Below are 14,050 nucleotides of genomic sequence, written 5' to 3'. Positions count from 1 at the left end.
AGCAATAGATGGCAAATCCTTTTGAAAATGCGGATGGCACATATTTGGTGCTGGTCAATGAAGAGGGCCAGTATTCCCTATGGCCCGGATTTATAGATGTACCGAGCGGCTGGACAGTCGTTCATGAGCAAAAAGGGCGTGAAGCTTGTCTGGACTATATCCAATCGCATTGGAGCGATATGAGGCCAAACAGCCTAAAGCCTGTTGAAAATGTATGATCGCATAAAAAAGAGACTGCTCGCCGCAGTCTCTTCAGCGTGTCGATAAACCCTCGCATTCGTTGTCAAGTCTGCGCGTTGGTGCTCACGAATTAGTATTCGCTCCGCTCCAATGCTCACCTTTCCTAGACTTCAAGGGTTTTCAATCACGCTGAAAAGATGACAAAATCCTAAAGGTTTTTAAAACGCTTTAGGATTTTGTCAACCATCTTCTGAAGAGACTGCGCGCCGCAGTCTCTTTTTCTATCTTACGCAGACGTTTGGGTATGATCACAATCTCTGACCGGGTTTCCGTTTTCATCCGTACACCACGATTGGGATAAAAACGCTAAAAACACAGCTGCCCACTGATCGCCAAATTGAATCAGAATGCCTCCGTCATGCCACGAGCCGTTGTCTTTTTTCCAGCGGGTATCCATTGCGTTTCCTTGATTCATATGGATGTTGTGCATGCCGTTGGTCGGAGTAAAACCGAATATTTTATCAGCAGCCTGTTCCGGCCCAAATTTTGAGCCGAATATATAAACCGGTGCTTTCTCTTCTTTCGCTTTCTTCATATACGTTTCAATAAAATCATTTAAATCATTATCAGGGCCGGTGATTTCATGAGGCAAAGGCTTCATTTTCCCCGGGTCAAACAAATTGCCCCGCACATAATCCAGCGCCACTTCACGGTTTGCCTCATTGATCTTTGTATATCCATACGGCATGTTCGGAAGAATGGTAATCGAGCTTGAATCAAACTGATCGTCAGCCAAATACAATACTTCAGATTCCTCAGAACTGGACATCACATTGATGGCGCACCTGTAATACGTATTCTCTTCACCGAGCACTTTGACTTGGAAATGAGGACTGTCATCATCGGTTTCACGCTTCATGTCTAAGACAATGCCTTTTAACACCCCATATTGCTGAACAGCCATATGAATCCTCCTTTATGATCAACTTCATAGTCATAGTTCGTGAAATGGTTTCTTTTTTCCTTTGAAAAGATAAAAAAAGCCTGCAGAAATCTTTCTGCAAGCTCATTGTCAATTAAGCACCCGCCACAGACGACTCATCCTGTAAAGCTTTTTCGGCAGGAACATACTCATATCCTAAATCCTTTGCCACAGCCTCATAGGTCACGTGTCCGTTTGCTGTGTTTAAGCCGGCTCTCAGTGCCGCATTGTCTGTGAGCGCTTTTGCAGCCCCTTTGTTAGCGATTTGCAGCGCGTATGGAACAGTAACATTAGTCAGGGCGATTGTTGATGTACGAGGGACAGCGCCCGGCATGTTCGCCACAGCGTAATGGACAACGCCGTGTTTTTCATACGTCGGCTGATCATGTGTAGTAATATGGTCGACAGTTTCCACGATGCCGCCCTGGTCGATCGCCACATCGACAATTACTGAACCAGGGTTCATTTGTTTTACCATTTCCTCTGTGACAAGAGTCGGAGCTTTAGCTCCCGGAATCAAGACCGCGCAAATGAGAAGATCCGCTTCTGCCACAGCATCTGCAATATTGACCGGATTAGAAATTAACGTTTTAATCTGATGGCCGAAAATGTCGTCAAGCTGGCGCAGGCGGTCTGCGTTTAAGTCGATGATGGTCACGTCCGCACCGAGGCCGACAGCCATTTTCGCCGCGTTTGTGCCGACAACGCCTCCTCCGATAATCGTTACTTTTCCGCGGGAAACGCCTGGCACTCCGGCAAGCAGAATGCCTTTTCCGCCTTTAGGCTTCTCTAAGAATTGGGCTCCGATTTGTGCTGCCATTCGGCCTGCAACCTCTGACATTGGCGTCAGAAGCGGCAATGTCCGGCCGTCGCTAACCGTTTCATAGGCGATGGCCGTGACCCCTTTATCCTTCAACGCTTGTGCAAGCTGAGGCTCAGCCGCTAAATGGAGGTACGTAAACAGCACAAGTCCTTTGCGGAAGTAGACATATTCTTTCGGCAGCGGTTCTTTTACCTTCATGACCATTTCGGCGTCCCATACCTGTTTCGGATCAGCAATGATTTCCGCTCCTGCTGACACATAGGCTTCATTTTCAAATCCGCTTCCAAGGCCCGCGCCTGTTTCAACCAGCACTCGGTGGCCGTTTGAAATGAGCTGAGAAACGCCTCCGGGTGTTAGTGCGACGCGGTTTTCATTGTTTTTTATCTCTTTTGGAACCCCTATGATCATATCTGTCTCCTCCTGTATCTGTGATGTTTTTAGTGTAGCTTCATTTTTTAGAAAATTCTTTGTTTGAATAAGAAAATAAAAAAACATGGATTTGTGAAATTTCACAAATCCATGTGCCGAAGCTTGATATCCAAATAGATGGAGAATTTTTGATTGATGTTTTTTAAATCGATTTCAGCGATCTGGCTGATACGCTTGAGGCGGTAATTCAACGTATTAACATGTATATTTAACACCTTGGAGGCTGTATTCACGTTGCTGTCAGCTTCAATAAAACACTCTAGCGTTTCTACCATATTAGACTGGTGATCCCGGTCATACTGTTCCAGCTTGGAAAGCGAATAATTAAAATATTCCGTCTGCCGCCGTTTTTCATCTAAGACATCCAAGTATTGATAAATGCCTAATTCAGAAAAGCTGAAAAGATGTTTTGTCTCTTCTGCGAACCGTTCCTTCGCTTTTAAGGCGGATAATGCCTCCTGATAGGAGCGGGAGACAAAAGAAATAGAATTGTATATTCCGCCAAAAGCGATTGAAACGTCTTCTATTTTATAACGTTCTTTCAGCTGTTTTTGCGTACTTAAAGCGAATTGCTTTAAATCTTGAAACGGGTGATCTGTTTTGGGTGCGGTTAAGATAATGAGTTCATTGGAATCTACGGTCGTCAGCAGCACGTGAACCTGCTGGGTCGTTTCCTGCAAATATTGCAGCTGCTGCTCGATTTTTTCAGTCAGCTCACCGTTTATCCGGATGATCATCACGGAAAACTCAGAAGGGGCGACCATTCCAAGCTTGTGAAACCCATCCGCCATGTCATGCTCCTGATGAATGTGTCCAGTAAGCATTTTCCAGAAAAACTCTTGGCTACGTTCTTCATTTTTCGTTTTTCTGATTTGGAGTTTGAGAAGCTTATTTCTCACTGCTTTGGCCGCCATTTGCAATGTCATCATATCATCGTCAGACAATGTTTTTTGAATCTCAAGCGCCCATATGAACCCAAGCACTTGGTTGTTTTTCCAAATGGAAATGGCGACGCGATTGCTTAGTCCGACTTCATCTATTTGCTTTACTCTGATCGGCTGGTCCGTTTTTAAAAGCGCTGGAATCGTCCCGTCTTTCCACAGCTTGTTAATGACCTTCTCCGGCACTCTTCTGCCAATGATTGTAGATGTCCGGGCAGGATCTGTGCAGTCACTGTGTGTGCTGTAGGCAAGCAGCTTGTGGTTGACATCCTCTATGGTGATCGGGCACCGCAGGACATCGCTGATATGATCAGCCACATCTTCAAGTCTGTCAAAACTGTATTTAAACGGATCATTCGGCATGGTCATAAATATCCCTACTTTATGCTTGATTTCTCTTTGACATCTCATCCCCTTCCTTATATTATGATTGTTGTTGTTTGTGAAAATCAACAACAAAGAGCGGAAGTCAAAAACAATGACATGGTATATTGAGAGAAACGTTTTATATATGAATAGCGGCGTAATCGTTCTTTTTACAGTACAGTTGTATGCCTTATATGATACGAAAGCTTATCCTTTTATTCTTCCAAGATAGTCATCGGGGAGAGACTGATTAAGGAAAGAAAAAACAGAACCTTTCAGAAATGGTGCTGTAGCATCAAATTTTCTGAAAGGTTTTTTTTGGGAGTTGGAGAATCATTTGGGTCTTTTGGATTATTCGGAGGATGAAGAGAAGATTAAGAAAATAAACCTACGTGTTTAACAATATATGTCATTTTTTAGTGATTTGGGATAAACCATTGGACTCATTTTGTAAAATTAAAACATATTTGTTTGACTGTGCCGAAAAACTGTTTTTATAATAATGACGTTCTAAAAATAAGTGAATTAGCCCATATTTAGGCTGATGGCACAGGAGGTAATGAGGAATATGGCAGGATTAATTCGTGTCACACCCGAAGAGCTAAGAGCGATGGCGAAGCAATACGGCGTCGAAAGCCAAGAAGTATTAAATCAGGTTGATCGTTTAAACCGAATGATCTCTGATTTGAAAAGCATGTGGGAAGGTGCTTCTAGCGAAGCGTTCGCAGATCAATACGAGCAGCTCAAACCTTCATTTATCAAAATGTCAGATTTGCTTCAAGATGTGAATCAGCAGCTTGATCAAACAGCAAATACACTTGAGTCTACTGACCAAGACATCGCAAATCAAATCCGCGGATAACAGTATGAAAGGGAAGGAGCGCCTGATTCACGAGAAGACGGCGCTCTTTCTATGTAAGGGTGATCCTAATATGTATATTGATATTACAATAGATTTGAAACATTATAACGGCAATGTCTTTGATCTCAGATTGTCAGATTACCACCCGGTGAAAAAAGTAATTGATATTGCTTGGCAGGCTCAGAGCGTAGCTATACCTCCGCGCGAAGGGCACTGGATCAGAGTGGTTAATAAGGATACGGTGTTTTCCGGAGAATGCAAGCTGTCTGATTGCGGCATTACAAACGGAGACCGGCTTGAGATATTATGAAAGGATCTGGTTGAATGTCGGATAAACAAAAATCATATTTAGAAAATCAATTAGAAGCCGTTGCTGAGAAAACAGATGCCGGCTATACATTTACCTTTCAGCGGGAAAAAATAAAGCTTCTGGACGGTCTCGAAGCCAACGTGATCAAAGATGTAAATCCATTTATTCATAAAGAGATCGATGTGACGGATGATGAAGTGATCATCACAATCCAACCTCCTCCCTCCTTTAAAGCATTCCGCTTCATGAAAGCTAAAGATAAAAAAAGCAAATGGCAGTTTGCCTATCAGCTTGTCCAAGCTGTACAGCAGCACAATTTGTCGAGGCTGAATTTGATTGTCGCTCCTGAAAACATTGTATTTGATAAAGGCTTAACGCCTTATTTTCTTCATTATGGAGTAAAAGAAAGCATTCCTCCTTACGAGCATGATGAGGAAAGAGTGTGGCGGGAACTGAAAGCGACAGCGGCTTTAGCAGTTGACGGCGCTTTTTCGTTTGAAGACTATCTGAAATTCAATGAAACGCTGACGTTCTCCGCAGAGGCTAAGGCGATATTGGATGCGGCGTCCTATGATGACCTGCTCGAGCTGATTCAAACACATATCGATGAGCTCGAAGCCAAAGCGAAAACATACATACATATCCCGAGAAAGAAGTGGAACATCCAGCGATACATCGGCCTGGGGCTCATTGTTTTGCTTGTGCCTACCCTTATTTATTCGATGTACGCCTTATTTTTCGCGCAGCCAAAGCATCAGGCGATAGTGGACAGCAACCGCGCTTTCCTAAACAAGCAGTACAGTGAAGTCATCAGCACACTGTCCAAGTACGACGCCGAAAGCCTGCCTGAATCGGTGCAGTATCAGCTGGCGACGTCTTATGTTGAGGTTGAAAGTATAGATAGTAATGAAAAGAAAAAAGTAGAAAATAATTTGGTCACACTGCAATCAGATCCGCAGCACTTCCTTTATTGGATAGACATAGGAAGAGGCAACAATAAAGAAGCCATTAGCATTGGAAGAAAGCTTGAATATAATCCGTATATTGGATTGGGTCTGATCAGATATAAGGCTGAGATATTAGCAGATGAAAGTATGAAAGATGATGAAAAGCAAAAAGAATTAGACTCTGTACAGAGCGAGATCGAACAAATAAGAAAACAAATAAAGGAACAAAAAGAAGAAGAGTTATCTGACACATCAGGAACTGATGCAACCAGCCAAACTGCCGAAGAACAAACAGACGAAGAAAAACAGCAAGCTGAAGAGAAAGCGGCAGAAGAAAAAGCCGCAGCCGAGGAAAAAGCGAAAAAAGAAGAACAGAAGAAAAAAGAAGAACAAGAGAAAAAAGAAACAGAAAAGAAAGATGAGAAAAAAGATGACAAATAACGTGAGACATAAAGCGCAGGTCATCGCATGCTGTCATTTGGCCGTTAGGGGGTTCGCCATTTGAGTCTATTATGGGTTTTTTACCAAAATAACGTTCAAAAACTGAAACTGTCTGACCTCCCGTCGTCCCATCCGGTGACCATAGGGCCTGATGTGAAGGATTCCGTTACGATCGGCACCATTCCGTTTGCGAGCGGAGTGATTTCTCTTCAAAGAAAGGAATCCGGCGGCCGATACGAAGTTTTCCTGGGAAATGATTGTCTCGGAACGATTGAGCCGGATACATCATTTTCTCTCCAAACGGATCAGCAGGATATACGCTTCGTTTTGACGTGCAGTGAGCCTGAAAAATCCGTTTATTTTACGGGGAATCGTGATGAAATCATATGCTCGTCAGAAAAAACGAATGCAGATATTTATCTGAATCCGCAAGATTTTGCTTTTGCAGAACAAAGCACGTTTTCTTTGCTTCATGTCGGCGAAAGCTGGTCGGTTCGTCCTGAAAGCGGGACGGTCTTCTTGAACGGGGAGAAGGTCATCGACAATACACGGCTGCAGCCGGGGGATGAAATCTTCTGGAACTTCACGCAAATGAGAGTGACAGAACAAGACCTTTTAGAAATTGTACATTTTGCCCCGTTTAAAACAGCATTAACAGAAACGGTCAAACCGACCACAGAGATGCAGAAAAAATATCCGCAGTACAGAAGAACGCCGCGTATGGTGTACGACCTGCCAGAAGACCGCGTGTCCTTCAGTTTTCCCTCTCAGGAGAGCGATCAAACCAACAGAGGGCTGTGGCTCGTCATCCTGCCGCCGCTAGTGATGCTGATCGTGATGGGCGTTGTCGCCATCATTCAGCCGCGCGGCATATTCATACTCGTGTCTCTCGCGATGTTTATGATGACCCTCATTACCTCGACAGTGCAATATTTCCGGGATAAAAACCAGCGAAAAAAACGTGAGGAAAAACGGGAGCGCGTGTATAAGCTTTACTTAGACAATAAGCGGAAAGAGCTTCAGGAGCTTGCTGAAAAGCAAAAGCAGGTGCTTGAATTTCATTTCCCTTCGTTTGAACAAATGAAATACTTAACAAGTGAAATCAGCGACCGGATTTGGGAAAAATCACTTGAAAGCAAGGATTATCTCCAGCTGCGGCTTGGGACGGGAACAGTTCCTTCAACCTATGAAATCAATATGAGCGGCGGAGACTTGGCGAATCGTGATATCGATGATCTCATGGAGAAATCGCAGCACATGCAGCGTGTCTATAAAGACATCCGCAATGCGCCGGTTACGGTCGATTTGGCGGAAGGTCCGATGGGGCTTGTCGGTAAATCGCAAATTGTAAAGAATGAGATTCACCAGCTGATCGGACAGCTGTCGTTCTTTAACAGCTATCACGATCTGCGTTTCGTTTTTATTTTTCATGAAGAAGAGTATAAAGATTGGGAGTGGATGAAGTGGCTACCGCAATTTCAAATGCCCCATATTTATGCGAAAGGTTTTATATATAATGAGCAAACCCGAGACCAGCTCCTGTCTTCGCTTTACGAATTGATCAGAGAGCGCGATCTCGAAGATGACAAAGAAAAACTGCAGTTCAAACCGCATTTTGTATTTGTCATCACGAATCAGCAGCTGATCTCAGAGCATGTCATTCTCGAATATTTAGAAGGGCAGCATGAGCATCTGGGCATCTCTACAATTGTAGCTGCTGAAACAAAGGAAAGCTTGTCAGAAAACATTACGACTCTTGTCCGCTACATCAATGAGAATGAAGGCGACATTTTAATACAGAAGAAAAAAGCGGTGCGAATTCCGTTCCGCCTCGATCATCATCAGCGCGGGGACAACGAACGGTTCTCACGCACGCTGCGGACGCTGAATCACCAGGTCGGCATTACGAATTCCATTCCGGAAACGGTATCGTTCCTGGAGCTTTTCCATGCGAAGGAAGTAAAAGAAATCGGCATTCAGCAAAGATGGCTGACTAGTGAATCGTCAAAGTCACTCTCAGTGCCGATCGGCTATAAAGGGAAAGATGACATTGTGTATCTGAACCTTCATGAGAAAGCCCACGGGCCGCACGGGTTGCTTGCGGGGACAACGGGGTCAGGGAAAAGTGAATTTCTCCAGACCTATATTTTGTCACTTGCGGTGCATTTTCACCCGCATGAAGCAGCTTTCTTATTAATTGACTATAAGGGCGGAGGGATGGCGCAGCCGTTTCGCAATATTCCCCACCTGCTCGGCACGATCACAAATATTGAAGGCAGCAAAAACTTCAGTATGCGTGCGCTTGCTTCCATTAAAAGCGAGCTGAAAAAAAGGCAGCGCCTGTTTGACCAATATCAAGTCAATCACATCAATGACTATACAAAGCTGTACAAGCAGGGCAAAGCAGAAGTGGCGATGCCTCACTTGTTCTTAATTTCTGATGAGTTCGCCGAGCTGAAAAGCGAGGAGCCTGATTTTATCAGGGAGCTTGTCAGTGCCGCACGTATCGGCCGAAGCCTCGGCGTTCATTTGATTTTGGCGACACAGAAGCCGGGCGGCATCATCGACGACCAGATCTGGAGTAACTCGCGCTTTAAAGTAGCGCTGAAGGTTCAGGATGCCACCGACAGTAAAGAAATTTTGAAAAACAGCGATGCCGCAAACATTACCGTGACAGGGCGCGGTTATTTGCAGGTCGGCAACAATGAAGTGTATGAGCTGTTCCAATCCGCTTGGAGCGGGGCGCCTTACTTAGAGGAAGTCTACGGAACAGAGGATGAAATCGCGATCGTCACAGATACGGGCCTGATCCCGCTTTCTGAAGTTGATACTGAGGATATCGCGAAAAAAGACGTTCAAACAGAAATCGAAGCTGTCGTTGACGAAATTGAACGCATTCAAGATGATATGGGAATTGAGAAGCTGCCAAGCCCTTGGCTGCCGCCGCTCGCGGAACGTATCCCGCGCACTCTCTTCCCTTCAGACGAAAAAGACCATTTCCATTTCGCTTATGTCGACGAACCTGATCTGCAAAGACAGGAGCCGATTGCTTATAAGATGATGGACGACGGAAATATCGGCATATTCGGATCTTCCGGCTACGGAAAATCAATTGCAGCCGCAACGTTCCTGATGAGCTTTGCGGATGTGTACACACCTGAAGAGCTTCATGTCTATATTTTTGATTTCGGAAACGGAACGCTTCTGCCATTAGCGAAGCTTCCGCATACCGCGGATTACTTCCTGATGGACCAGTCAAGAAAAATTGAAAAGTTCATGATTCGAATTAAAGAAGAAATTGACCGACGTAAACGTCTGTTCAGGGAAAAAGAAATCAGCCACATCAAAATGTACAATGCGCTTAGCGAAGAAGAGCTTCCGTTCATTTTCATCACCATTGACAACTTTGACATCGTCAAGGATGAGATGCATGAGCTTGAATCGGAATTTGTCCAGCTTTCCAGAGACGGACAGAGCTTAGGGATCTACTTCATGCTGACGGCAACGCGTGTTAATGCTGTCCGCCAATCATTGTTAAATAACCTGAAAACAAAGGTTGTCCATTATCTCATGGATCAATCTGAGGGATATTCTATTTACGGACGGCCAAAATTCAATCTTGAACCGATTCCGGGGCGCGTCATCATTCAAAAGGAAGAGCTTTATTTCGCACAAATGTTCCTGCCAGTTGACGCGGACGATGATATCAGCATGTTCAACGGACTGAAATCAGACGTTCAGAAGCTTCAGGAGCGCTTTGCTTCAATGGAGCAGCCGGCACCGATTCCGATGCTGCCTGAAAGCCTGTCGACGAGAGAATTTTCTCTCCGCTTCAAGCTGGAACGCAAGCCTTTATCTGTACCGATCGGGCTTCATGAAGAAACAGTCAGCCCAGTCTATTTTGATTTGGGCAAGCATAAACACTGCCTGATTTTAGGCCAAACCCAGCGCGGGAAAACAAACGTCTTAAAAGTCATGCTTGAACATCTGATTGATGATGAAACCGAAATGATCGGCTTGTTTGACTCGATTGATCGCGGCTTGTCTCAATATGCGAAAGAATCAGATGTATCATACTTGGAAACGAAAGAAGATATTGAGCAGTGGATCGAAACAGCAGAAGACATTTTCAAAACAAGAGAAGCCATGTATGTAGAAGCCGTCCGCCAGGGAGACGCGCACAATCTGCGATTCTCACAAGTGGTGCTGATGATTGACGGGATTACGAGATTCCAGCAGACGATTGATACAAGAATACAAGACCGTCTGGCAAACTTCATGAAATCATACGCGCATCTTGGCTTCAGCTTTATCCCGGGCGGAAACCACAGTGAATTCTCAAAAGGCTATGACTCCTTGACGACAGAGATGAAGCAAATCCGCCACGCGATTCTGCTGATGAAAAAATCTGAGCAAAATGTCATTCCTCTCCCGTACCAAAGACAGGAGCCTGAGATTCAGCCGGGCTTCGGATATGTTGTGGAAAACGGGAAGGAGCAAAAAGTTCAAATTCCTTTATGTTCTGCTGAAAGGGAGAGTGCTAGATGACAGAACAACGAAAAAACTTGATCAAGTTAATATCCGCCGTCGTCATTATTTTACTGCTGCCGGTTTTATTTTTTCGCTTTATCGGAGACGATCCGACGAAAAAAGCAGTCAATTCCACGCGGCAAATCGCGGTGGTGAATGAAGACACAGGCGTATTGAGTGATGAGGTGAAGTCTGATGAAGAGGACAAATCCGCCCAGTTCGGCAAAGAAGTAGCGGCCGTTCTGGGGGAACGTCCCGATTATTCATGGACGGTTGTAAACCGAAGCGCGGCCGAGACTGGTCTCGCGTCAAAGAAATACGATGCGATCGTCTACATTCCCTCAGACTTCTCAAAAAACATTTTGAGCTATGATAAAGATCATCCCCAAAAAGCAACGCTAGAATTCAGCATTCAAGATAACCTGAATGCGGTCAACAAAGAAAAAGTTCAGCGTGAGCTTGAGGATGCCCAAAAGACGATGAACAAAAAAATGTCGGCCTTATACTGGAACTTTGTTTCGCAAAAAGTGGACAATATCAGAGGAGAATTTGACAAAATCGTCAATAAGGAATCTGAATTCCAGAATGTCATGTACAACTTTTACAAACCAAGCTCTAATGATTTAGCAGGTGAAATCAAACAGCAAAAAGACTTAATCGATGAGCTGAAGAAATCAATGAATGAAGCGCAGGGCACGACCAAAGAAAAAGCTTCAACAGCGGAGGAAGCCAAAAACACGCTGAAAGAATTCGTTGATACAGTTGAAAGATACAAAGAATATCAAGAAAATCAGAAAAAACTGCTTTTGGCAGCCCAGGATTCGACTCAGCAGCAAATCAACACAGGTCTGGATGCCATTCAAGCTCAGCAAAAGGCGAATCAGTTCAGCGAACGCATGAGCGGATTGGCAACAGGGATCAGTCAAGTAAAAACACAGCTTGGGATTGCTGGTCTTGCGATGAATGATGCTAAAAAGGCAAGACAGGATCAAGTGCCATTGCAAGAAATGGGAATGGCGAAGATTCAGAGTGATCTCATCAAGGATTATAGAGATAATGTTCTAAATCAAGTATACGGGCTTCTCGTTGACGCGCGTGAGCCAATCACTGATGGGAATGAACCTGAGACTGATGATCAAGATCCGAAGGAAGTAGATCCTGAAGAACTGAAAATCGATCTGGAAAAACAGCGTGAAGAACTGAAAAACATCGCAGCTGACATTAAGGACATTTCAGACAATCTAAAGGAACCTGAAAAAGAGGAGCCGACGCCAGAGGACCCGGGAGCTGAAAATCCAGGAACAGACGAACCGTCCCCTGACAACCCTGACAACCCTGACAACCCTGACAACCCTGACAACCCTGACAACCCTGACAACCCTGATGACGGAAACAACACAAACCCTGATGATACACAGGGAGACACCGGAAACGATGATGACAGCAGTGATACCGGGACTGATGGACAAACGGACGATGATACTCAGGATCAAGACCAGCAGCAGGGAACAGACGGTCCGGAGCAGAACGGCGGTGCCTCTGATGGTGCGTCAGACAGCGGACAAACTGAAACGGGTACATCTGCAGAACAGACTGCTTCATCTGATTCAGCCCTTCAATTTATCCAGCTGGCAAATGAAGACGGAACCGGAGATTCAGGAGGCGACGGTGGCACGACTGAGCCTAGAAATGAAGATCAACCAGGAAACGACGACATTTCTGATATTGCAAAAGCAAAAGAACAGCTCAGCAAAGCGTCTGAGCGAATAAAGAAAATTGAAGAAGAATTGAAAGAAAAAGAAGATAAACATAATGAAGAGCTCTATAAGAAGATCGAAGAATTGAATGGTCAAATAGATGATCTTAAGGATGAAATAGACGAACTAAATCAACAACATGAAAAAGTATTTAGTGAGGGTATTTATAAAACTATCTATGATTTAGAATCAAAGAATCAACTTGGTTTTACCAAGCCACTTAAATCTAAAAATATATCTAATTTAATGAAATACTATAAATATCTATCTGTATATGATTTAGTATTATCCGGAACCATAGATAGCACTGCAAAAACCAATGCCATTGAAGGCCAGCAGGGCAACGTCAAATCCGTACTGGCTCTCTCGCCTGAAGAATCAGCCAGCTGGGAAGCTCTCAAAAACAACACGATGCAAACCGATGAAGACATTAACAGCTTTATCGACGGCATGACCAAATTTGCGGACGAATACAGCGGTTTTATCCGTGATTCTCAAGCAGGTGTTCTCGATGAGCTGACGAAAATCTCTGATAGTGCCGCAAAAGCGTCAGAACAGCTGGTAACGGGGGCAACGCAGGAGTCTGCGACGTTCAGTAACGACGGGCTGTCCGGCACAATGGCGCTGAGTGTCCAAGATACGGTCGGCCAGGAAGTGCTGCAAATGTCAGACATGATGGGTTCATTATCTGACCGTCAGTCAGGCATTATTGATTACACGACGAACATGCAGCAAAGCGTTAATGATGTTCAGACGAAAGCTGATACCTTAAACAACAACTGGGGGAAAAATGTGGCCTCCACAAAGCTCATCCGCAGTGACGTTTACGGCATACTGGGAAATACATTAGTAGACGGGCAAAACAACGGCTATGTATATGATTACTTGGCGAACCCGCTTAAAATCAGCGGAGAGGTTCCAGAAGAGAAAATTCAGACGGTGCCGCCGGTTGTCATCCTTGTCATTATATTGATCAGCAGTCTGTTAATCGGCTATTTTAGCTCATATTACCAAAACGCGCCGCTTCTCGTTAAAGGAGCGCTATTCGGAATTCTGAATATCCTTGTCGGACTCATGATCAGCTTGTTCGGTTTGAATATTTATTCATTGCCGGACGATCAGACGATTAAGTGGTCAGTGTTTACGATTCTATTGCTGGTCGCAAGCTCTGCCTTCATCCGGGCGGCATTCAGATTCGGGTCGATCCCTGGATGGGTTGCTTCAGCGGCAATGATTTTATTCTACGTCGCACCACTTATTGATTTGATTATGCCGAACTTTACCTTTGAAGATCCGGTATCGAAAGTATATATCGACATCCAGTACGGCACTGGGCATTTGTTTACAATGGGAATATCGGTTCTGCTGATCATTACGGTGATAGCCGCGGCTCTGCCGCTTATTATCCGGCTGATGGCAGAAAAAACAGCAGAAAGCGATGAAACGTATGAAGCGTAATCGCAGCATGGAAAAGGGGATCAT

At 44.6% G+C, this 14,050-nt stretch carries 8 protein-coding genes and 1 pseudogene; 6 read left to right on the top strand and 3 right to left on the bottom strand.

The features are described 5' to 3' along the window. Positions 1-8: 8 nt before the first annotated feature. Positions 9-218, top strand: a complete 210-nt coding sequence (locus tag EFK13_RS16385) for an MbtH family protein (protein WP_129507702.1) — start codon at positions 9-11, stop codon at positions 216-218. A 248-nt stretch (positions 219-466) separates the two neighbouring features. On the opposite strand, the gene EFK13_RS16380 is transcribed toward EFK13_RS16385, so the two are convergent. From EFK13_RS16380 to adeR, 3 genes and pseudogenes are all read right to left on the bottom strand, one after another. Continuing rightward, positions 467-1,144, bottom strand: coding sequence for a YukJ family protein (locus tag EFK13_RS16380; RefSeq protein WP_129507703.1), 678 nt, complete (start codon positions 1,142-1,144; stop codon positions 467-469). Between the two features lie 112 nt (positions 1,145-1,256). Beyond that, positions 1,257-2,393 carry an alanine dehydrogenase gene (ald, locus tag EFK13_RS16375; protein WP_129507704.1) on the bottom strand — a complete coding sequence of 379 codons (1,137 nt, stop codon included), beginning with the start codon at positions 2,391-2,393 and terminating at the stop codon, positions 1,257-1,259. 101 nt (positions 2,394-2,494) lie between these two features. Further along, positions 2,495-3,761, bottom strand: a pseudogene (gene adeR / locus EFK13_RS16370) (sporulation transcriptional activator AdeR). A 528-nt stretch (positions 3,762-4,289) separates the two neighbouring features. On the opposite strand from adeR, the gene EFK13_RS16365 reads away from it, so the two are divergent. The 5 genes from EFK13_RS16365 to esaA all read left to right on the top strand — a co-directional run bounded on the left by EFK13_RS16365 (position 4,290) and on the right by esaA (position 14,026). Further along, positions 4,290-4,583 carry a WXG100 family type VII secretion target gene (locus EFK13_RS16365; RefSeq protein ID WP_003220661.1) on the top strand — a complete coding sequence of 98 codons (294 nt, stop codon included), beginning with the start codon at positions 4,290-4,292 and terminating at the stop codon, positions 4,581-4,583. Positions 4,584-4,653: 70 nt separating this feature from the next. Next, positions 4,654-4,893: an ESX secretion system protein YukD gene (yukD, locus tag EFK13_RS16360; RefSeq protein WP_064816477.1), complete on the top strand. Its 240-nt coding sequence runs from the start codon at positions 4,654-4,656 to the stop codon at positions 4,891-4,893. A gap of 14 nt (positions 4,894-4,907) precedes the next feature. Then, positions 4,908-6,281 carry a type VII secretion protein EssB gene (essB, locus tag EFK13_RS16355; protein WP_129507706.1) on the top strand — a complete coding sequence of 458 codons (1,374 nt, stop codon included), beginning with the start codon at positions 4,908-4,910 and terminating at the stop codon, positions 6,279-6,281. Between the two features lie 60 nt (positions 6,282-6,341). Beyond that, complete coding sequence (essC, locus tag EFK13_RS16350; RefSeq protein WP_129507707.1) at positions 6,342-10,829, top strand: type VII secretion protein EssC; 4,488 nt, start codon at positions 6,342-6,344, stop codon at positions 10,827-10,829. Beyond that, a complete protein-coding gene (esaA, locus tag EFK13_RS16345) occupies positions 10,826-14,026 on the top strand; it encodes a type VII secretion protein EsaA (protein ID WP_129507708.1) in 3,201 nt (1,066 codons plus the stop codon). The genes essC and esaA overlap by 4 nt, the downstream gene beginning before the upstream one ends. Positions 14,027-14,050 lie beyond the last annotated feature (24 nt).

This window comes from Bacillus cabrialesii, assembly GCF_004124315.2.
GTDB lineage: Bacteria > Bacillota > Bacilli > Bacillales > Bacillaceae > Bacillus > Bacillus cabrialesii.
The sequence above is the reverse complement of the archived record's forward strand: the minus strand, read 5'-3'. Positions and strand labels throughout refer to the sequence as shown.